This is a genomic window from Pantoea sp. T14 (assembly GCF_036663535.1).
Classification (GTDB): domain Bacteria; phylum Pseudomonadota; class Gammaproteobacteria; order Enterobacterales; family Enterobacteriaceae; genus Pantoea; species Pantoea phytostimulans.
Genome location: NZ_JAWUEB010000013.1, coordinates 1 through 21,354 on the forward strand (window position 1 = coordinate 1; position 21,354 = coordinate 21,354).

At 50.5% G+C, this 21,354-nt stretch carries 22 protein-coding genes; 8 read left to right on the forward strand and 14 right to left on the reverse strand.

Features of this window, described 5'->3' with window-relative positions:
* Positions 1-221 precede the first annotated feature (221 nt).
* The gene (gmhB, locus tag SC127_RS04865; RefSeq protein WP_215847553.1) at positions 222-782 is read right to left on the reverse strand and encodes a D-glycero-beta-D-manno-heptose 1,7-bisphosphate 7-phosphatase; all 561 of its coding nucleotides are present in this window, start codon (positions 780-782) and stop codon (positions 222-224) included.
* Between the two features lie 189 nt (positions 783-971).
* On the opposite strand from gmhB, the gene metN reads away from it, so the two are divergent.
* The 6 genes from metN (at position 972) to proS (ending at position 6,534) form a co-directional block, all read left to right on the forward strand.
* Positions 972-2,003 (forward strand): methionine ABC transporter ATP-binding protein MetN, encoded by a 1,032-nt coding sequence (metN, locus tag SC127_RS04870; protein ID WP_215847554.1) that lies wholly within the window; start codon positions 972-974, stop codon positions 2,001-2,003.
* Entirely contained in the window at positions 1,996-2,649 is a 654-nt protein-coding gene (locus SC127_RS04875; RefSeq protein WP_243078536.1) for a methionine ABC transporter permease MetI, read from the forward strand. The genes metN and SC127_RS04875 overlap by 8 nt, the downstream gene beginning before the upstream one ends.
* A gap of 29 nt (positions 2,650-2,678) precedes the next feature.
* Complete coding sequence (locus SC127_RS04880) at positions 2,679-3,494, forward strand: MetQ/NlpA family lipoprotein (RefSeq protein ID WP_243078537.1); 816 nt, start codon at positions 2,679-2,681, stop codon at positions 3,492-3,494.
* 129 nt (positions 3,495-3,623) lie between these two features.
* A complete protein-coding gene (rcsF, locus tag SC127_RS04885; protein WP_332625508.1) occupies positions 3,624-4,022 on the forward strand; it encodes an Rcs stress response system protein RcsF in 399 nt (132 codons plus the stop codon).
* The gene (gene tsaA / locus SC127_RS04890) at positions 4,019-4,726 is read left to right on the forward strand and encodes a tRNA (N6-threonylcarbamoyladenosine(37)-N6)-methyltransferase TrmO (RefSeq protein ID WP_243078539.1); all 708 of its coding nucleotides are present in this window, start codon (positions 4,019-4,021) and stop codon (positions 4,724-4,726) included. Before rcsF ends, tsaA begins: the two co-directional genes overlap by 4 nt.
* Positions 4,727-4,815: 89 nt before the next feature.
* Entirely contained in the window at positions 4,816-6,534 is a 1,719-nt protein-coding gene (gene proS, locus SC127_RS04895; RefSeq protein WP_243078540.1) for a proline--tRNA ligase, read from the forward strand.
* Positions 6,535-6,572: 38 nt separating this feature from the next.
* On the opposite strand, the gene arfB is transcribed toward proS, so the two are convergent.
* Positions 6,573-6,983 carry an alternative ribosome rescue aminoacyl-tRNA hydrolase ArfB gene (gene arfB / locus SC127_RS04900; protein WP_215847556.1) on the reverse strand — a complete coding sequence of 137 codons (411 nt, stop codon included), beginning with the start codon at positions 6,981-6,983 and terminating at the stop codon, positions 6,573-6,575.
* Between the two features lie 217 nt (positions 6,984-7,200).
* Between arfB and SC127_RS04905 the strand changes: the two genes are divergently transcribed.
* On the forward strand, positions 7,201-7,410 hold the full coding sequence (locus SC127_RS04905) for a YaeP family protein (protein WP_215847557.1): 210 nt from the start codon (positions 7,201-7,203) through the stop codon (positions 7,408-7,410).
* Entirely contained in the window at positions 7,388-7,648 is a 261-nt protein-coding gene (gene rof / locus SC127_RS04910) for a Rho-binding antiterminator (RefSeq protein WP_215847558.1), read from the forward strand. Before SC127_RS04905 ends, rof begins: the two co-directional genes overlap by 23 nt.
* Positions 7,649-7,687: 39 nt before the next feature.
* Here the strand turns inward: rof and SC127_RS04915 are convergent, their stop codons facing one another.
* The 12 genes from SC127_RS04915 to skp all read right to left on the reverse strand — a co-directional run bounded on the left by SC127_RS04915 (position 7,688) and on the right by skp (position 21,272).
* Positions 7,688-7,996, reverse strand: a complete 309-nt coding sequence (locus SC127_RS04915; protein ID WP_215848332.1) for a c-type cytochrome — start codon at positions 7,994-7,996, stop codon at positions 7,688-7,690.
* An 18-nt stretch (positions 7,997-8,014) separates the two neighbouring features.
* On the reverse strand, positions 8,015-9,313 hold the full coding sequence (tilS, locus tag SC127_RS04920) for a tRNA lysidine(34) synthetase TilS (protein WP_332625512.1): 1,299 nt from the start codon (positions 9,311-9,313) through the stop codon (positions 8,015-8,017).
* Positions 9,314-9,366: 53 nt separating this feature from the next.
* On the reverse strand, positions 9,367-9,756 hold the full coding sequence (locus SC127_RS04925; protein ID WP_215847560.1) for a VOC family protein: 390 nt from the start codon (positions 9,754-9,756) through the stop codon (positions 9,367-9,369).
* Positions 9,757-9,830: 74 nt separating this feature from the next.
* Positions 9,831-11,975: a lysine decarboxylase LdcC gene (locus tag SC127_RS04930; protein ID WP_332625514.1), complete on the reverse strand. Its 2,145-nt coding sequence runs from the start codon at positions 11,973-11,975 to the stop codon at positions 9,831-9,833.
* Positions 11,976-12,095: 120 nt separating this feature from the next.
* Positions 12,096-13,052, reverse strand: coding sequence for an acetyl-CoA carboxylase carboxyl transferase subunit alpha (gene accA, locus SC127_RS04935; RefSeq protein WP_215847561.1), 957 nt, complete (start codon positions 13,050-13,052; stop codon positions 12,096-12,098).
* A 12-nt stretch (positions 13,053-13,064) separates the two neighbouring features.
* Positions 13,065-16,547, reverse strand: coding sequence for a DNA polymerase III subunit alpha (gene dnaE / locus SC127_RS04940; protein ID WP_332625517.1), 3,483 nt, complete (start codon positions 16,545-16,547; stop codon positions 13,065-13,067).
* Positions 16,548-16,578: 31 nt separating this feature from the next.
* The gene (gene rnhB, locus SC127_RS04945; protein WP_243078544.1) at positions 16,579-17,205 is read right to left on the reverse strand and encodes a ribonuclease HII; all 627 of its coding nucleotides are present in this window, start codon (positions 17,203-17,205) and stop codon (positions 16,579-16,581) included.
* The gene (gene lpxB, locus SC127_RS04950) at positions 17,198-18,346 is read right to left on the reverse strand and encodes a lipid-A-disaccharide synthase (RefSeq protein WP_215847562.1); all 1,149 of its coding nucleotides are present in this window, start codon (positions 18,344-18,346) and stop codon (positions 17,198-17,200) included. The genes rnhB and lpxB overlap by 8 nt, the downstream gene beginning before the upstream one ends.
* Before the next feature lie 3 nt (positions 18,347-18,349).
* Positions 18,350-19,138 carry an acyl-ACP--UDP-N-acetylglucosamine O-acyltransferase gene (gene lpxA, locus SC127_RS04955; protein WP_215847563.1) on the reverse strand — a complete coding sequence of 263 codons (789 nt, stop codon included), beginning with the start codon at positions 19,136-19,138 and terminating at the stop codon, positions 18,350-18,352.
* Between the two features lie 3 nt (positions 19,139-19,141).
* Positions 19,142-19,597: a 3-hydroxyacyl-ACP dehydratase FabZ gene (gene fabZ / locus SC127_RS04960; RefSeq protein ID WP_031375286.1), complete on the reverse strand. Its 456-nt coding sequence runs from the start codon at positions 19,595-19,597 to the stop codon at positions 19,142-19,144.
* A 151-nt stretch (positions 19,598-19,748) separates the two neighbouring features.
* A complete protein-coding gene (gene lpxD, locus SC127_RS04965; protein ID WP_215847564.1) occupies positions 19,749-20,771 on the reverse strand; it encodes a UDP-3-O-(3-hydroxymyristoyl)glucosamine N-acyltransferase in 1,023 nt (340 codons plus the stop codon).
* Positions 20,772-20,774: 3 nt separating this feature from the next.
* Positions 20,775-21,272 (reverse strand): molecular chaperone Skp, encoded by a 498-nt coding sequence (gene skp, locus SC127_RS04970; protein ID WP_215847565.1) that lies wholly within the window; start codon positions 21,270-21,272, stop codon positions 20,775-20,777.
* Positions 21,273-21,354: the final 82 nt, after the last annotated feature.

Consider the following 21,354-nt stretch of genomic DNA (forward strand, 5'->3'; position numbering starts at 1 on the left):
GGTCTGTCGCGAGGTGGCGTATATTACGCTTCTCTCCTTCAGAGTCAACCCCTTTTTCAGAAGTTTTCTCCGGCGACCCAGTTTCCTGTGTCTCCTGAACCGCCATCCCGTTGCCGGTTTGCCGTGTCAGTGGAGGCGCATTATAGGGAACCATTCTGAGAGCGCAAGTGCGAATTCAAACTTTTTTGCTGTTCGCCTGAATTTTAATCACAATGCCTATTTTAAGCGCTTTTAATCCGCTCAGCGAGGTCTGCAAGGCTATTAATTACCCAATCCGCTGCCGCTTCACCTTCAGCTGTTACGGGTTTACCAGTGCGGACCAATACTTTTGTTCCAACACCAGCAGCTTGTCCTGCAAGCATATCCTCAACTTTGTCACCGACTATATAAGAAGAAGCCATATCGATATCCAGTTCTTCCTGGGCGGAGAGCAGCATTCCGGGTTGCGGCTTACGACAGTCACATTGTTGACGATAGGCTTCAACTGACCCTTCAGGATGATGCGGACAGAAATAGATACCATCCAGGTCAACATCACGATCTGCCAGCGACCAATCCATCCACTCGGTTAGCGTCATAAACTGGTCTTCAGTAAACATACCGCGCGCTATGCCTGATTGGTTTGTTACGACTACAAGGGCAAAGCCCATTTTCTTCAATTCTTGCAGCGCCTCGATGGTGCCATCAATGAACTGGAAATTATCGATTTCATGGACGTAGCCATGATCAACATTTAGGGTGCCATCGCGATCAAGAAAAATGGCTGGGACTTTATTCGCCACGTAGAAACTCCTGCTATAAAAATTACCGTTCAGTATCGCATGATTGCAATAAAAGGGAGAACGGCAGATTGAATGACTTTGATTGATTTAGACGTCTGGATGCCTTAACATCCATTGGGCTCTCTTATAGTTAAGCTTATAGAAAGCATCCCACACCACGGACAACGTAATACGATAATAAATAACGCAATGATAAAACTCGAAAATATAACCAAAGTGTTCCAGCAAGGTACGCGTAAGATTCAGGCGTTATCTGACGTCAGTCTTCATGTCCCTGCGGGTCAGATATATGGTGTCATCGGTTCTTCCGGTGCCGGTAAAAGTACATTAATTCGTTGCGTAAACCTGTTGGAGCGCCCTACTTCTGGTCGCGTGCTGGTTGATGGTGCTGATTTAACTGCATTGAATGAACGCCAACTGACTCAAGCCCGTCGCCAAATAGGCATGATCTTCCAGCATTTTAATCTGATGAATTCACGCACCGTGGCGGGCAATGTCTCGCTTCCGCTGGAATTAGGTAATCTGTCGCGTAGCCAGATCAACCAACGTGTTACCGAATTGCTGGACTTAGTGGGATTGTCTGACAAGCACGATGCCTGGCCAGCTAACCTTTCAGGGGGTCAAAAGCAGCGGGTTGCCATTGCTCGTGCGTTGGCCAGTAATCCAAAAGTCTTGCTGTGTGACGAAGCCACCAGCGCACTTGATCCCGCAACCACGCGTTCCATTCTTGAATTACTAAAAGATATTAATCGTCGCTTGGGCCTGACCATTCTCTTAATTACCCATGAAATGGATGTTGTGAAACGCATCTGTGATCAGGTTGCCGTTATTAGTCACGGCGAATTAATCGAGAAAGACAGCGTCAGCGAAGTGTTCTCACACCCTAAAACGCCGTTAGCGCAACAATTTATTCAGTCCACCTTGCATCTGGATATTCCTGACGACTATCAGCAACGCATGTCATCGGAAGCGAAAACCGATAGCGTACCGCTGTTGCGCCTGGAATTTACCGGTAAATCAGTGGATGCCCCACTGTTGTCAGAGGCCGCTCGTCGCTTCAATGTTAATAACAACATTATTAGCGCGCAGATGGATTACGCCGGTGGCGTTAAGTTCGGCATTATGCTGGCTGAAATGCACGGTACAGAAAGTGACACCAAAACAGCCATCGCCTGGCTGCAAGAGAACCATGTAAAAGTTGAGGTATTAGGTTATGTCTGACGCGATGATGTGGTTACTGGCGCGTGGCGTATGGGAAACGCTAATGATGACCTTTGTCTCGGGCTTTTTTGGTTTTGTGCTGGGCTTGCCGGTCGGCGTATTGCTGTATGTGACACGCCCCGGACAAATTCTTGAAAACCAAGGTTTGTATCGCGTGCTCTCAGCGGTAGTGAATATCTTCCGCTCCATTCCTTTCATTATCTTATTGGTGTGGATGATCCCCTTCACCCGCGTCATTGTAGGTACTTCGATTGGTTTACAAGCCGCTATTGTGCCATTGACGGTTGGGGCCGCACCTTTTATTGCACGTATGGTGGAAAACGCCTTACTGGAACTACCCACTGGTTTGATTGAAGCGTCCCGCGCCATGGGCGCAACGCCAATGCAGATTGTGCGTAAGGTGTTGCTGCCTGAAGCGCTGCCAGGTTTGGTGAACGCCGCGACAATAACGTTGATTACCTTAGTCGGTTATTCAGCCATGGGCGGTGCAGTCGGTGCAGGCGGATTAGGTCAGATTGGTTATCAGTACGGTTATATCGGATACAACGCTACCGTGATGAATACAGTATTGGTATTACTGGTGGTTCTGGTGTATCTCATTCAATTCTGTGGCGACCGCATCGTGCGTGCTGTGTCCCATAAGTAAGCAAGCAATATCAATATTAAGGAAAGGATATGTCTTTCAAGTTTAAAAACATTGCCGCTGTGGGTGCACTAATTGGCGCGATTGCGCTGGCTGGATGCGATCAGAAAGAAAAAGATCCAAACCACATTAAAGTGGGTGTGATTGTCGGTGCTGAACAGCAGGTTGCTGAAGTGGCTCAGAAAGTCGCTAAAGAAAAATATGGCCTCGATGTCGAGCTGGTGACGTTCAACGATTATGTTTTACCAAATGAAGCGCTGAGCAAAGGTGACATTGATGCCAACGCTTTCCAGCATAAGCCTTATCTGGATCAGCAAATCAAAGATCGTGGTTACAAGCTGGTATCGGTAGGCAATACCTTTGTTTACCCAATCGCCGGCTATTCGAAAAAAATCAAATCACTGGACGAATTGCAGGATGGCGCACAAATCGCCATTCCTAACGATCCGACCAATCTGGGACGTACCTTGCTGCTGCTGCAGAAAGTGGGCCTGATCAAATTGAAAGATGGCGTTGGCTTGCTGCCGACTTCACTGGATATCACTGAAAACCCGAAAAAATTAAAAATTGTTGAGCTGGAAGCGCCGCAGCTGCCACGTTCACTGGACGATGCCCAGATTGCATTGGCAGTGATCAACACCACTTACGCTAGCCAGATTGGCCTGACGCCAGCGAAAGACGGTATCTTTGTTGAAGATAAAGATTCACCTTACGTCAATATGATTGTGGCGCGTGAAGACAATAAAGACGCAGAGAACGTGAAAAAGTTCGTTCAGGCTTATCAGTCTGACGAAGTGAATGACGCGGCTAACAAAGTCTTTAACGGTGGCGCAGTAAAAGGCTGGTAATTCTGCCTTGCTCCTTCCCTCAGGGCGGCGCTATGCCGCCCTTTCTTTTGCTTAGCACCTCGCTCGACTTGTTATTTATTCTGGTCCTTGTTTCAATAACGCCACTTTTTACAACATGAGGATGTTGCTATGCGTTTTTTACCGCTCTGCTTGTTAGCATTGATGCTGACTGGGTGTGTTCGGGAATATCACCCCATAAGCAGCGCACCTTCTCGCCCGCAGGCATCCAGCGAGCCGACACGTAAGCCTGCGTCGCGTCCTGCGCCGGTCAAAGTTTATACCGATGCTACCGATCTGGTCAGCAAACCGTTCCGCGATTTAGGTGAAGTGTCCGGCGATGATTGCCAGACCAACACGCAAGATTCACCCCCCAATATCGCGACGGCACGCAAACGCTTACAAGTAAAAGCGTCTCAGATGAAAGCCAACGCCGTTTTACTGCACAAATGCGAAATTGTCAGCAGCACGCCAGGTTGTTATCGCCAGGCTATTTGCCAAGGCTCGGCGCTGAAAGTCAGTAATCAATGAGTGAATTCGCCTTTGCGCAAATTGGTGTAATCCGTTCACCGTGGAAAGAGAAATTCGCCGTGCCGCGCCAGCCAGGTCTGGTTCAGGATGGCGGCGGCGAGCTCCATCTTTTGCCCCCTTACAATCAGCCTGAGGCCGTACGTGGACTGGAAGATTTCAGTCACCTTTGGGTGCTGTTTGTGTTTCATCAAACGATGGAAGGTGGATGGCGGCCCACGGTGCGACCACCGCGCCTCGGCGGTAATGCACGCGTAGGTGTTTTTGCTACGCGTTCAACGTTTCGACCTAACCCAATTGGCATGTCGCTGGTTGAGTTAAAAGGTATTCGCTGCGCGAAGCAGCAGGTCATTCTGGATCTGGGTAGTCTGGATTTAGTTGATGGCACGCCAGTGGTGGATATCAAACCTTACCTGCCTTTTGCTGAAGCCTTACCGAATGCGCGTGCTGGCTTTGCTCAGGCTGCACCTGAAGCGGATATGCCAGTGCGTTTTTCTCTGCTGGCACAACAACAGCTTTTGCAGCAGCAAGTGAGCTATCCCCAACTCGCGCGATTTATCAGCGACGTTTTGGCGCAGGATCCCCGCCCCGCTTACCGCAAAGGCGAAGCGCTGGAGCGGGAATATGCTGCCTGGTTGCTGGATTTTAATGTGCGCTGGCGTATTGATGAAGCCGGCACTGAAGTCGTTGCTATCGACCCACGTTAAAACCCGCTTTTGAGCCAGAGATCTCGCTGGTACACTAGCCGCCAGCAAAATTCTGTCTGTGACTTTCCGATCAACTGGAATCGTAACCAATGCGTACTACTCAATATCTGCTCTCTACTCAGAAAGAGACGCCATCCGACGCTGAAGTGATCAGCCATCAGCTGATGCTACGCGCCGGAATGATCCGCAAACTGGCCTCGGGCTTGTATACCTGGTTGCCGACCGGTGTGCGTGTGCTGAAAAAAGTCGAAAACATCGTGCGTGAAGAGATGAACAACGCGGGCGCGATTGAGATTTCAATGCCGGTCGTTCAGCCTGCCGATCTGTGGCAAGAGAGCGGCCGCTGGGAACAGTATGGCCCAGAGCTGCTGCGCGTTGCGGATCGCCATGAGCGTCCCTTCGTGCTGGGTCCAACGCATGAAGAAGTGGTCACTGACCTGATTCGTAACGAGCTCAGCTCCTACAAACAGCTACCACTTAACCTGTATCAGATTCAAACCAAATTCCGTGACGAAGTCCGTCCGCGTTTTGGTGTGATGCGTTCACGCGAATTCATTATGAAAGATGCGTACTCATTCCACATTTCGCAGGAATCTCTGCAAGAAACGTATGATGCGATGTATCGCGCCTACAGCCAAAGCTTTAGCCGCATGGGACTCGATTTCCGCGCCGTACAGGCAGATACCGGCTCAATCGGCGGCAGCGCATCACATGAATTCCAGGTGCTGGCACAGAGCGGCGAAGATGATGTGATCTTCTCCACTGATTCCGATTACGCCGCTAACATTGAGTTCGCAGAAGCGGTGGCTCCAGCGGGTGAACGCGCTCTGCCAACGCAGGAACTGAGCCAGATCGATACGCCGAATGCGAAAACCATCGCGGATCTGGTTAATCAATTCCAGCTGCCCATTGAGAAAACCGTCAAAACGCTGATCGTCAAAGGTGCCGAAGAAAGCGGTCATGCGCTGGTTGCGCTGCTGGTCCGTGGCGATCATGCGTTGAACGAAATCAAAGCTGAGAAATCAGACATGGTTGCCTCACCGCTGGTTTTCGCCACTGAAGAAGAGATTCGTGCAGCCGTGGGCGCAGGTCCAGGCTCGCTTGGCCCAATTAACCTAAATATGCCGATTATTGCTGATCGTACGGTCGCGAAGATGAGTGATTTTAGTGCAGGTGCCAACGTTGATGATAAACATTACATTGGCATTAACTGGGAGCGCGATCTGCCCGCACCACATGTTGCGGATATTCGTAATGTAGTAGAAGGCGATCTGAGTCCAGATGGCAAAGGCACGCTGCAGATCAAACGCGGCATCGAAGTGGGACACATCTTCCAGCTAGGTACCAAATATTCTGAAGCGATGAAAGCCGCGGTTCAGGGTGAAGATGGCCGTAACCAAGTGTTGACCATGGGTTGTTACGGTATCGGTATTACGCGCGTAGTGGCGGCGGCTATTGAGCAAAACCATGATGAACGCGGCATTACCTGGCCTGCGGCCTTGGCTCCGTTCGAAGTGGCCATTCTGCCAATGAACATGCAGAAATCTTTCCGAGTGAAAGAAGTGGCAGAAGAGCTCTATAACCAACTGCGCGCCAAAGGCATCGATGTGATTCTTGACGATCGCAAAGAGCGTCCTGGCGTAATGTTTGCTGATATGGAACTGATTGGCGTACCGCATACTATCGTTATTGGCGATCGTAACCTCGATAACCAAGAGATTGAGTACAAAGCGCGCCGCGACAGTGAAAAACAGATGATTAAGCAGGACGATATTGTCGATTTCCTGCTGAAAGCGCTGAATAAGTAGCATCTTCACGTTCAAACGCCCCGGTTATGGGGCGTTTTTTATTGCACTTTTCCACGCAACGCTTTGGTATTTGCACGCCGTGTTTTGCCTTCCAGACGCCGTACTTTTGATGCACGCGTAGGTCGCGTTGCGCGTCGCGTTTTCTCAACCGTAGTAAGTTCAGCAATCAAATTGACTAAACGCTGTAAAGCAGCTTCACGGTTCATCTCCTGACTGCGATATTCCTGAGCCTTAATCACTACCACGCCTTCGCCAGTAATCAAATGGTGATTAGCGGCCAGCAACCGTTCTTTGTAAAACGGCGGCAGGGACGATGAAGCGATATCAAAGCGCAAATGAATCGCAGTGCTGGCTTTATTCACATGCTGCCCACCCGCGCCTTGTGCACGGATCGCCGTCAGTTCGATTTCGTTATCGGGGAGCTCAATATTGCGCGACAGCATAATCATCTGTCACCTTCCAGAGCGAAATCGCTGCTTAAATGTCTTAACTGATTCATCAACTTAACCTTTTGTGCGGGTATTAATCTGGTGTCAAACAGCGGAATCTGTCACTTTAGCAGTGAAACGCGTGTCGATCCTGCTTTAGCCGGGCTGATTTCCTGTAAATGCCTGTGTTATAGTCGCCTATCATCCAGAGTATTTACGCTCTGCTGAGGAGGGGCTTGTGCAAAAATATTGTGAATTAGTTCGCCAAAAATATGCCGAAATCGGCAGTGGGGATTTAGGCTATGTCCCGGATGCAATTGGCTGCGCTTTAAAGGCGCTTGATGATATTGCCGCGAATTCTGCGCTAAACTCTTCTGTCAGGGAACAGGCGGCATACGCCGCTGCAAACTTATTGGTGAGCGACTATGTTGATGAACGAAGCTTATAAACCCATCAATTGCGATGACTACGATAATCTGGAACTCGCCTGCCAAAAGAATTGGATGCTGTCGCTGGAATTGAAGGATGGCGAGCAGCTCAAGGCAAAAGCTAATGTTATCGTGTCCCGTAAAAACGTGGAGTATCTGGAGATTGACCTTTCTGGTGAAACGCGTGAATTGCGTCTCGATCACATCGCCAGTTTCAGCCACCCCGAACTGGGAAAGGTTGTCGTCAGCGAAGAGTAACGCAATCCTCATGGGCGGGATTCTATCCCGCCTCCTTCGCTACGGCTTCAAAGAGTTATAATAGGCCGCAATATCCGCCATATCTTCATCACTTAATCCCGCCACAAACGCTTTCATTACTTCCGCTTGCCCACCGCTGCGCTCACCTTTTTTATAAGCCTGTAAAGCATGATTAAGATAAGCGCTATTTTGCCCGGCAAGATTAGGATAGAGCGGTACCGCCGTTTTTCCTTCCGCACCATGACACGCCATGCAACTCGCGGCTTTTTGTGCGCCTGCATTCACATCACCCTCGGCAAAAGCCGGCACTGCCGTTACCACCAATAAGGCGGCAATAAAGTTTTTCATCATTGCTCTCCAGCACTATTATTGTTTGTGCCAGATCGCTTGCCAGCCGTGCGCATCCACGGTCGCGCCTTCCCGGGTAACAAACAAACCGGGCGCGCAGACAAGCGTCTGATTATAAAAAATTAAAGGAATGCGTTCGCGCTGCCATGGCGGAACATTTAATTCCTGCCAAAGCTTTTTCATTTCTCGACCACCCGCGCGATTAACCAGATGCAAATAGCCTTGTGCCTGAAAACGGACAAAGACGTGCTCATCAGCCTTTGGCTGCCGTAATACATTTTCCGAGTGATCAGCCTGCAGCGAGCCTAAATTAGGCGGAAGCGTCAGTGAGTCGTTGAGATCGGGCCAGCACAATTCACTGTTACGCAAAGATTCCTGTAACGGCAGCCAGTAAAGTTGCTGGCGAAAGCGGCGTATTTCAAAATGGCCTAGCTGCAAACGCGGCTGAGCATCTTCCCGGCTCAACATCACTTCCTGATGAATACGCTTTAGCGCATCACGGGAAGGCATCTTGCCGCCCTGCCCGGCAATCCAGCGGCGAAGCAGCGCATTAACACGCACATCGCTGAAATTCAGGAGTTCGGTGAACGTCAGGCTACCGTCGGCCTGAACCAGCGACTGTAATTGCTCAGACAATAACTCATCCAGCAGCTGTTCTTGTTCACCACATAACGCGGCGCTGCGCGCTGTCGCTTCGGCAAAATGGGGCCAACGCGTTAATAATTCAGGTAATAAACGCTGACGTAAAAAATTACGGTCATAACGTACATCCTGATTACTTTCATCCTCTATCCAGATGAGTTGATGCTTGTGAGCATAATCTTCAAGCACCTGACGGGAGATATCCAGCAGAGGACGCAGCAGGCGATGATTGCCCAACTGCATTGCTTTTGGCATTGCTGCTAAGCCTGCCGGGCCACTACCGCGTTTCAACGCGAGCAGTAAAGTTTCACACTGATCGTCAAGATGCTGCGCGGTTACTAATATTTCATCTGGCTTTAACGCGCCACTCAACGCCTGATAACGTGCCTGACGAGCTGCCGCTTCAATGCCTTGCTCGCGGCTATCGACGTTTACCCGCAATACCTCACAACTCAGCTGCCACTGCTGGCAAATCGCTACGCAATGCGCAGCCCAAGCATCAGCATTGGGGCTGAGCCCATGATGAACGTGTAAGGCACGTAAACGGATTTGAGGATGATGTTGCTGCCATGCCAGCATATGATGCAACAGCACAGTTGAATCCAGGCCACCGCTGAAAGCCACGACAAGCGCAGCGTCAGAATTCAACAAATGATCAAGCTGTGGCAAAGACATGGCGCAATCCAAAGATTCGGGCCGCCGAATGCGGCCCGTTGAAGCGCGCTATTTTACGCCTGATACAGCTCCAGCGGCAAACCATCTGGATCAGCAAAGAAGGTGCATTGCTTACCGGTAAGATCATCAATGCGAATCGGCTCGCAAGTTACCCCTTTTTCTGCCAGCGCCTGAACCGCGATTTCAACATCTGCCACGGTAAAAGCGAGATGACGTAAGCCGCAGGCTTCGGGATGACTAACCCGAGCAGGTGGCGTAGGGAAAGAAAACAGCTCAATGGTGTACTGGCCATTAAGCGCTAAATCCCCTTTCCATGAATCGCGCGCTTCCCGATAGTATTCGCCTAACAGGCTAAACCCGAGCACGTCGCAATAAAAGGCTTTGCTGCGCTGGTAATCGGACGCAATGATAGCGATGTGATGGATTTGAGTTAACTGCAGCATGCTGGCTCCTTGAGTTCGGTAATTCATTACCTTACGGCCGAGACTCTACGCTGACAATGCGTAATCTTCTGAACTCATTCACTTTTCAGCACCCGCACGCGATATTCACCCTCTTCAGTCAGTGTTGCGCCATGAATATCGGTCTCGAAACCGGGATAATGACGGCCAATGCTGCAAAGCATTAACAGAAAATCGAGCACGGCACGGCTCGCCTCAGTGATCATTTCACCAGGCATGACCAGCGGAACACCTGGCGGATAAGGCAAAATCATATTGGCCGAGACACGCCCAACCAGTTCACTGATATCCACCGTTTCGATATTGCCTTTAACCTGTTGTTGAAAAGCCTGATGCGGCGTCATTTTCATCTCTGGCAAGACATCAAAAGCTTTCAGCATCAGGCGCGGCAGATCATGTTGACGGATCATCTGATGGATCCCTTGCGCCAGCGTCTGAATGCGCATGTTGCGATAGAAATCAGGATCTTCTGCATACAGATCCGGCAGCATATTTTTGACCCGCAAATTCAGATCGTAAGCGCGTTTAAACTCAGTTAAGCCCCGCAGCACACTCATCGCTTTGGTTTTATCGATGCCGATACTGAACAAAAACAGCAAATTGTACGGTCCGGTTTTTTCCACCACGATACCGCGCTCATCAAGGAATTTGGCTACCAGCGCAGCCGGAATACCGTCATCTGCCATCACGCCCAGTTCGCTCATGCCTGGCGTGAGGATGGTGACTTTGATCGGATCCAGATACATATGATCGCGATCGGCCTGCGTAAAACCGTGCCACTCCTCTTCACCCGGCTGGATCGGCCAGCACTGCGCTTCATCGACGTGCTCAGGCTGCCAGATATCAAAAAACCAGCTGTCAGACTCTTCTCGCAAACGCTGAATCTCACGACGGAAATGCAGCGCACGCTCGACTGAACGGTTAATTAAACGCTTGCCGGGATTACCGCGCAGCATTGCCGCTGCCGTTTCGATTGAGGAAACAATTGCATAGTTCGGCGATGTGGTGGTGTGCATCATGTAGGCTTCGTTAAACGTCTGCTCGTCGTAATCGCCTTTAATATGGATCATTGATGCCTGCGAAAATGCTGCCAGCAGCTTATGCGTCGACTGCGTTTCGTAGACCACTTTTCCCGGCGTGCGCTCGCCGCTCATGCCGCTTTTACCCTCATAAATAGGATGGAAATTAGTGTAAGGCACCCAGGCTGAATCAAAATGAATCGACGGAACTTCCAGCGTCTGTTTGATGTATTGCGTGTTGTACAGCAAGCCGTCATAGGTGGAGTTAGTGATGACTGCATGCACCGGCCAGGTCGCGCGGGGTGTTGCCGCCACCTTTGCTTCGATGTTCGGGCGAGTAAATTCACGTTTAGGAATACCGCCAAGAATGCCGAGTGCATTTCGTGTCGGCTTCAACCAAATCGGCACCAGATCGCTCATCATCAGCAGATGCGTGAGGGATTTATGGCAATTACGGTCAATCAACACCGTGCTGCCTGCGGGGGCTGCATACATCCCCACTATTTTGTTCGACGTCGAGGTGCCATTGGTCACCATGTAGCTCTGTTCCGCCCCGAAGGTTCGCGCAATATACTCTTCCGCTTCAAGATGCGGCCCGGTGTGATCGAGCAGCGATCCCAACTCGGTAACGGAAATTGAAATATCAGACTTCAGCGTATTCGCACCAAAGAAATCGTAAAACAAGCAGCCAACCGGGCTTTTTTGAAACGCGGTACCCGCCATGTGACCCGGCGTACAGAAGGTGTACTTGCCTTCTTTTACATAGGTAAACAGTGCTTTCGTCAGCGGCGGAGTAATGTGATCCAGATAGTCGTCAGTGTATTGACGGATATGCAGCGCAATATCTTCAGCAGCATTGAGCGCGTATTCAAAAAAATGCAGAGGCATACGCATTTCATTGATGCTGATGTCCATTTGCGAATGGGTGTTGATGAAAGCATACAGCGGCAGATATTCGTTCAGCTGATTGATTTCGCCACATAACTCCATGCTGTTATGCGCATCCCAGTCAAAAATCACGCCACTGATACGGGGATTGTGTTCGATCAGCTTGAGCAAATCGACGGCGTTTTTGGGATAGATGAGTTGGAAACCCTGCTGACTTAACGCAGCATCCAGTTCGCGCAACGGTTCATCTTTATAGAACACACCGTGCCCGCCCATGATTGCCAGAATATTCAATGCGCACCTCCTAAGTTGTTGTGGCATTGGCTAAGCATAGCGAATTGCAGGGCCGCTCTCAGTCAGAATTAAGGCATAAAAAAAGCGGACCGAGGTCCGCTTAGTTTTTTATCATGCAAATCAGGCGTAGCCGTAGCTCATCAGACGCTGATAACGACGATCCAGCAACTCTTCAGTCGTGAATCCATCGAGATCGGCCAAGTCAGCCAGCAGTTGCTGTTTCAGCGAGATCGCCATATCCACTGGGCGACGATGCGCGCCACCCAACGGTTCTGGGATCACAGAATCAATCAGCTTCAGCTCTTTCAAACGTTCGGCAGTGATGCCCATCGCTTCCGCAGCCAGTGGCGCTTTGTCTGCGCTCTTCCACAGAATTGACGCACAACCTTCCGGTGAAATCACCGAATAGGTGCTGTATTGCAGCATATTCACTTTGTCGCCAACGCCGATCGCTAACGCACCACCTGAACCGCCTTCACCAATCACGGTACAAATGACCGGCACTTTTAGGCCAGACATTTCACGCAGGTTACGAGCAATCGCTTCAGACTGGCCGCGCTCTTCTGCACCTACACCCGGATAAGCCCCCGGCGTATCAATGAAGGTAATGATTGGCATTTTGAAGCGCTCAGCCATTTCCATCAAACGCAGTGCCTTACGATAGCCTTCAGGTGCAGGCATACCGAAGTTGCGACGAATTTTCTCTTTGGTTTCGCGACCTTTCTGGTGACCGATGATCATCACCGGACGTCCATCAAGACGAGCAATACCGCCGACAATTGCTTTGTCATCAGCATAAGCACGGTCGCCAGCTAACTCATCAAAATCGTCAAACGCGTTGCGCACGTAGTCAAAGGTATAAGGACGCAAAGGATGGCGCGCCAGTTGAGCGATCTGCCATGCGCCTAAGTCGGCGAAGATTTTACGCGTCAGCTCAACGCTTTTTTCGCGCAAACGCTGAACTTCTTCATCCAGATTTACGTGTTTATCATCCTGACGACCAATCGATGTCAGCGAATCAATCTTCGCTTCCAGTTCTGCGATTGGTTGTTCAAAATCCAGGTAATTAAGACTCATAATGTTCCTGTTTTAGTCAAACTCCAGTTCTACCTGCTCCGATCCGATCAACGACCGCAGATCATTAAGTAAACGATCGCTGGGCGAAATTCGCCACGCTGCACCAAAGCGCAGCTTGGCACGCGCGTCGGCTCTCTGATAGTAGAGATGCACCGGAATGGTCCCTGATCGATGAGGTTCCAGGGACTGGCGGAGTCGGTTTAATAGCTGGTCATCAATTTGCCTGTCCGTCAGCGAGATAGCAAGACCACGCGCATATTTTTCGCGTGCTTCGTCAATGTCCATGATTTCGCGGGCGGTCATTTTAAGGCCTCCACTGAAGTCATCAAAGCTGACCTGTCCGCTGACGATCAGGATACGGTCTTTCTCCAGCAACTGCTGGTATTTATCTAACGCATCGGTAAATAACATGACTTCCAGACGACCGGAACGATCGTCCAAAGTACAAATACCAATTCGGTTGCCGCGCTTAGTCACCATTACACGCGCGGCAATCACCAGACCGGCCGCGACAGTAATTTTACCACGATCGGTGGGATGCATATCTTTAAGACGTACACCGCCGACATAGCGCTCAATTTCTTTCAAATACTGGTTGATGGGATGACCGGTAAGATACAGTCCCAGCGTTTCACGTTCACCATCCAGTTGGACCTGTTCAGGCCACGGTGTGACGCTCGCGTAAGACTTTTCAACCTGCTCCGGCTCTTCCGCCAATACACCAAACATATCCGCCTGGCCAATCGCTTCGGCTTTGGCATGTTGATCGGCAGCTTTTAGCGCATCGCTGAGCGAACTCATCAGCGCGGCGCGGTGCGGGCCAAGGCGATCAAACGCACCGGACATGATCAATTTTTCCATCACGCGACGGTTGATTTTTTTCGTGTCAGTGCGCGCACAGAGATCGAACAGCTCGCGGAAATAGCCACCTTCGTTACGCGCATCAATGATCGCTTCGATTGGGCCTTCGCCGACGCCTTTGATCGCGCCAATACCGTAAACGATCTCTCCTTCTGGATTAACATGGAACTGATACAAGCCAGAGTTAATATCTGGCGGCAAGACCTTCAGTCCCATGCGCCAGCATTCATCCACCAGCCCAACCACTTTCTCTGTGTTATCCATATCGGCAGTCATTACCGCTGCCATGAATTCGGCTGGATAGTGCGCTTTTAGCCACAGCGTTTGATAGGAAACCAATGCATAAGCAGCGGAGTGCGATTTGTTAAAGCCGTAGCCAGCAAACTTTTCGACCAGGTCGAAGATTTTCATCGACAGCTCGCCGTCGACGCCCATCCGCTCCGCGCCATCTTTAAAGACAGAACGCTGCTTGGCCATCTCTTCCGGTTTCTTTTTACCCATCGCGCGACGCAGCATATCTGCACCGCCAAGGGTATAACCGGAAAGTTCTTGGGCGATCTGCATCACCTGTTCTTGATACAGGATGATGCCATAAGTCGGTTCCAGCACTGGCTTCAGCGTGTCGTGCTGCCACTGAATATCTGGATAGGAAATCGCTTCGCGACCATGTTTACGGTCGATAAAGTTGTCCACCATGCCCGATTGCAGCGGCCCAGGACGGAACAGCGCCACCAATGCGATCATGTCTTCAAAACAGTCAGGCTTCAGGCGTTTGATCAAATCTTTCATGCCGCGCGATTCAAGCTGGAAAACCGCTGTGGTCTCCGCGCGCTGCAGCATATCGAAACTTTTCTTGTCTTCTAACGGAATCGCCGCAATATCGATGGGCGGCTCGCCCTGCTTCTCGCGTCGGGCGTTGATCATTTCCAGCGCCCAGTTAATGATGGTTAAGGTACGCAGGCCAAGGAAGTCGAACTTCACCAAGCCAGCATATTCAACATCATTTTTATCAAACTGAGTCAGTGGATTCTGGCCGTTCTCATCGCAATAAAGCGGTGCAAAATCGGTGATTTTAGTGGGTGCGATAACAACACCCCCGGCGTGTTTACCGGCATTTCGCGTTACGCCTTCCAGCTTGCGCGCCATGTCAATCAGCGCCCGGACTTCTTCATCCGCCTCGTAAATTTCTGGCAACTGCGGTTCAGCAGCAAATGCTTTTTCCAGCGTCATGCCAGGATCAGGTGGAATGAGTTTAGATATGCGATCAACGAAACCGTATGGATGGCCCAATACACGACCTACGTCACGAATAACCGCTTTTGCCGCCATGGTACCGAAGGTGATGATTTGCGATACCGCTTCGCGGCCATACATATCGGCAACGTGCTCAATAACCTGATCGCGCTTCTCCATACAGAAGTCGACGTCGAAGTCTGGCATCGATACACGTTCCGGATTGAGGAAGCGTTCGAATAGCAGATCAAACTCCAGCGGATCGAGATCGGTAATTTTTAGTGCATACGCCACCAAAGAGCCAGCACCAGAACCACGACCCGGCCCGACGGGCACGCCGTTATCTTTCGACCACTGGATAAATTCCATTACGATCAGGAAGTAGCCGGGGAAGCCCATCTGGTTGATTACGTTAAGCTCTATTTCCAGGCGCTCATCATATTCTGGGCGTTTCTCAGCGCGAACGGCTTCGTCTGGGAACAAGAATTCGAGACGCTCTTCTAACCCTTCACGCGACTTCATTACCAAGAAATCTTCGGTGGTCATTTCGCCGGTCGGAAATTGTGGCAAGAAGTATTCGCCCAACCGCACCGTAACGTTACAACGCTTAGCAATCTCTACGCTGTTTTCCAGCGCTTCAGGGATGTCCGAGAACAGCTCGCACATCTCCTCTTCGCTACGCATGTATTGCTGAGGACTGTATTTGCGTGGACGTTTAGGATCATCCAGCGTGTAACCATCGTGAATAGCAACGCGGATTTCGTGTGCGTCAAAATCTTCTTCATTAATGAAGCAAACTTCGTTGGTCGCTACGACTGGAATGCCTTCGGCGATGGCTAGCTCAACGGCTGCATGCAGATAGCTTTCTTCATCCTGACGTCCGGTGCGTGTAAGCTCAAGATAATAGCGATCGGCAAAATGCTGTTGATAAAAATTCAGGCATTGCGAAACCAGACCGGTATTACCACGTAACAGGCAGCGGCCCACATCACCACAGCGTCCCCCCGAAAGCAGAATTAAGCCTTCCTGTAACTCAACCAACCAGTCACGGTCAATGACTGGGCCGGCAATGCCATAACCACGCTGGTAGGCACGCGAAATGAGTAAAGTAAGATTTTGATAACCGACATTGTTGCTGGCTAACACTGTCAACTGCGTTAATTCATCGCCCATCAGTTCGCTGGCAACGCTAAAGTCAGCACCGATTACGGGCTTTATCCCTGCGCCATGCGCGCTGCCATAGAACTTCACTAACCCGCACAGGTTGGTATAGTCGGTAATCGCAATAGCAGGCATACCCAAAGCAGCCGCTTTCTTGATCAATGGCCCGGTTTTCGCCAAGCCATCGACCATCGAATAGTCGCTGTGGACACGCAAATGTATAAAACGAGGTTCAGCCATATCAGTTTCCGATTAAAACAGTGTCAGGCTATTAAAGCGTGGTTGTCTGGCACGTAGCCAGCACTTCGGCGTCGATAAGGACATTACGCACCGGCGCAAAGCTGCGGCGATGGTGCGGTGTCGCACCGTACTGCGTCAGTTTTTCCATATGCAGCGCAGTTGGATAGCCTTTATGCTGAGCAAATCCATATTGCGGAAACAGCAGATCTAACTCGGCCATTTCACGATCGCGCGTCACTTTAGCAATAATGGATGCGGCGCTAATTTCTGCCACCAGGCTGTCGCCTTTTATTACTGCTTGCGAAGGCATGGGTAACGCCGGGCAGCGATTTCCATCGATCAAGACATAATCGGGCATTATCGACAACCCCGCTACTGCGCGTTGCATCGCGAGCATGGTGGCGTGCAGAATGTTGATTTGATCGATCTCTTCTGGTTCAGCGCGGCCTAAACTCCATGACAACGCCTTCTCTTTGATTTCGTCATACAACGCCAGCCGACGTTTCTCGGATAACTTTTTCGAGTCAGCTAAACCCACGATCGGCTTCGCCGGATCGAGAATCACCGCAGCGGTAACTACCGCACCAACCAATGGACCACGCCCGACTTCGTCTACACCCGCGATAAGGCTAGCAATAGGATAGATAAAATCAGACATCAGCGATCTCCAGTACCGCATCCGCCGCTTGCTCATCGGCATTCCAGCGGATCTGTTGGTGTAATTCATGGAAATTGTTCAGCAACTCGTCGCGCTCAACACCGGGGTGCAGCAACGGCTCTAAAGCCGCCGCCAACGCTTCAGGCTGACATTCATCTTGCAGCAACTCTTTAACGAGTTCACGTCCGGCCAATAAATTGGGCAACGATACATACGGCGTTTTTACCAGCCGTTTCGCCAACCAGAAAGTGAAAGGCTTCATGCGATAGCCAACAACCATGGGGCATTTTGCCAGCATACATTCCAGTGCGGCAGTTCCCGATGCCAGCAATGCGGCATCGCTCGCAATCATTGCTTCACGCCCTTTGCCATCCAGCAGATGCATAGGCAATTCTGGGGCAACTTCGGCTTTTATCAGCTCAAATTGTTCACGGCGCTTTGCGTTGACCAGCGGTACAACAATTTCCAACGCAGGATATTGCACGCGCAGCAGTTGGGCTGTTCTTAGAAAATCGCCGCTTAACATCTCGACTTCTGCCCCACGACTACCAGGCAATAGCGCGAGACAGAGCGCATCATCAGCAATACCCAGGTAGCGGCGAGCAGCAAGCTTATCTGGCTGTAATGGCATAGCATCAGCCATGGTATGGCCAATGAAACGGCAAGGTACATCAAAGCGATCATAAAAAGCTTTTTCAAACGGTAAAAATGCCAACACCAGATTGGTGTTGCGACCGATTTTGAATACACGTTTTTGCCGCCATGCCCATACCGATGGGCTGACGTAATGAATAGTGCGGATCCCCGCTCGCTTCAATCGTCCTTCAAGCGTGATATTGAAATCCGGTGCATCAATACCGACGAACACATCCGGTTTAAGATCGATAAATCGTTGGGTTAAATCGCGGCGGATTTTTAGCAGGCGCGGTAAGCGACCCAGCACTTCCACAATTCCCATCACCGCCAACTCTTCCATTTCGTACCAGGTTTCGCAGCCTTCCGCTTGCATCAACGGACCCGCTACACCAACGAAATGGGCATTAGGATGACGCGCTTTAAGCGCACGAATCAGGCCTGCGCCAAGAATATCGCCGGAGGTTTCTCCGGCGATTATGGCTATCGTTAAAGGACGCGATGACATGAATTAGCGAATTAATCCACGGGTTGAGCGGGCAAAGAAGTCATAGAATGGCTGCACTTCGCTATGCTGCTTAGCGATTTCTTCAATTTCCGGCTTCACTTCATCCAGCGTTCTTCCGCTACGATAAAGCAATTTATATGCATTGCGTATCGCGTGCAGTGACTCTTTACTGAAGCCACGGCGTTTCAGACCTTCAATATTGATACCAAACGGTGTCGCGTGGTTGCCCTGCGCAATCACGTAAGGGGGCACGTCTTGTGCCACGCCTGAACAACCGCCAACCATCACATGTGCACCGATAGTGCACCACTGATGCACGGCCGTCATGCCACCAATAATGGCAAAATCATCCACGGTTACATGACCGCCAAGGGTTGCATTATTAGCAAAAATGCAACGATTGCCGACTACGCAATCATGCGCAATATGCGCATTAACCATCAGCAGGTTGTCGCTACCCAGCGTCGTGACGTGACCGCCCTGGATGGTGCCACGATGAATGGTGACGCTTTCGCGAATACGGTTGCGATCGCCAATCTCAACGCGAGTCGGCTCACCGGCGTACTTCAGATCTTGATTTACTTCACCAATCGAGGCGAACTGATAGATCTGGTTATCTTTACCAATGCGCGTATGGCCGTTAACGACCACATGCGATTTAAGTACCGTTCCTTCACCAATCTCCACATTTGCCCCAATAAAGCAGAACGGGCCGATGTGAACATTGGGACCAATAATGGCCCCATCTTCAATGACAGAACTGGGATGGATGTTGGCGGTTGGATCAATCACGAATTATGCCTCCCGGCTGCGGGCACACATCATGGTTGCTTCACAAACGATTTTACCGTCGACGGTCGCCACGCCTTTGAAGCGAGTCAGGCCACGGCGGGTTTTTTCGAAAGTGACTTCCATGATCATTTGATCGCCCGGTACGACTGGACGTTTAAAACGCGCATCATCGATACCGGCGAAGTAATACAGCTCGCCCGGCTCCAGTTTGCCGACGCTTTTAAACGCCAGAATACCGGTAGCCTGCGCCATCGCTTCAAGGATCAGAACGCCAGGAAAAATCGGTTTACCAGGGAAATGGCCCTGGAAAAACGGTTCATTTACGGAAACGTTCTTCACTGCACGCAGGTATTTGTGCTCTTCAAATTCCAGCACACGGTCAACCAGCAAAAACGGATAGCGGTGCGGCAGCAGCTCTAAAATCTCTTCAATTTTCAGAGTATGAGTTTCAGTAGTCAAAATACTCTTCCTGTCCTAAAAATCTGATGACATCAATAACACGGCCTGCACAGATCAACATGATCTTCCGCAGGCCGCAAATAGGTTCCGTGGCGCCTGGCTTCCTGCTTAACACTTTTATTATGAAAGCCGGGCAGGTTTGGGATGCCGCTTAGTCTTTACCGACTTTGCGTTCGATGGCTTTTAAGCGTTTGCTTATTTCATCGATGTTCATCACCAGCGCTGCAGTTTTACGCCAGGTTTTGTTAGGTTGTAGCGGAATGCCTGAGGAGTATACACCAGGCTCTGTAATAGGACGCATCACCATGCCCATACCGGTCACGGTCACCTTGTCACAGATTTCCATATGGCCGTTAATGACGCTGGCACCGCCAATCATACAGTAACGACCAATTTTCAAACTACCCGCCATGATCACACCACCTGCAACAGCGGTATTGTCACCAATAACCACGTTGTGGGCGATCTGACATTGGTTGTCTATGATAACACCATTGCCGATTAGAGTGTTATCCAAGGCGCCGCGATCAATGGTGGTACAAGCCCCAATTTCGACGCGATCGCCGATAATTACCGCACCCAGCTGTGGGATTTTCACCCAATTGCCGCGATCGTTAGCGTAACCAAAACCATCGGAACCAATTACTGTGCCTGACTGAATCAGACAATCCTGACCAATTTGAATCTCATGATAGATAGAAACGTTGGCCCATAAACGCGTACCGCTGCCGATGCGTGTTTTTTTACCCACAAAACAGCCTGCGCCGATAACAACGTTATCACCCAGTTCAACATCTGACTCGATCACCGCATTAGCACCAACTGAAACGTTGTTGCCTAATTTTGCACTGGGATCGATGACGGCGCTGGGAGCGAGGTTTTGGGCTGGCTGAGGTGTAGTATCAAGCAGCTGCGCCATACGCGCATAGGTCAGGTAAGGATTTTTCACCACCAACGCTGCCGAGTTGCACCACTCCAGATCCGCTTCCGTCAGCACCACGGCTGAGGCCTTAATCAGGGCGAGTTGCTCGCGGTAACGGCTGTTTGCAAGAAAAGTGATTTGGCCAGTTGTGGCGGATTGCATAGAAGCAATGCCGGAGATGACGATATCGCCATCTCCGTGCAATTCTGCATCCAACTGCTGGGCTAAATCAGCCAGTCGAATAGATGACATCGATTATTTAACCTGTTTCAGCACGTCTGCAGTAATGTCTTTCGCGTTTGAAGCGTAAGCCACAGCATTAGCGTCGATGACTACGTCGTAACCATCGTCATCAGCAACTTTCTTCACTGCGTCCTGAATACGGCTCAGCAGTTTGTTACGCTCTTCCGTCTGACGACGGCGATTGTCTTGCTCAAAAGCCTGCGCTTTGGTTGAGAAAGTCTCACGCTGTGACATGACGTCTTTTTCCATGCGGCTACGTTCGCTGGCCTTCATGGTAGAACCGTCACGCTGCAGGCGCTGCATTTTAGTCTGCAGATCGCGCTCCTGGCTTTGCAACTCGGTTGCACGGCCTTTGAACTCATTTTCCAGCTGTTTAGCAACAGTCGCACGTTGCGGTAACTGTTGGAAAATGCTGGACACGTTTACCACTGCAATTTTGTCAGCAGCCTGAACACCAGCGGAAACCGCTAAAGCAAGACCCAGACCGGCGGCACACAACAACTTTTTCACTATAAACTCCTTACCATCAACGTTTGTGTCAGCGACACAGTGTTTGCCCCGGAACAGCTGTTAGCAGCTGCCCGGCGGCAAT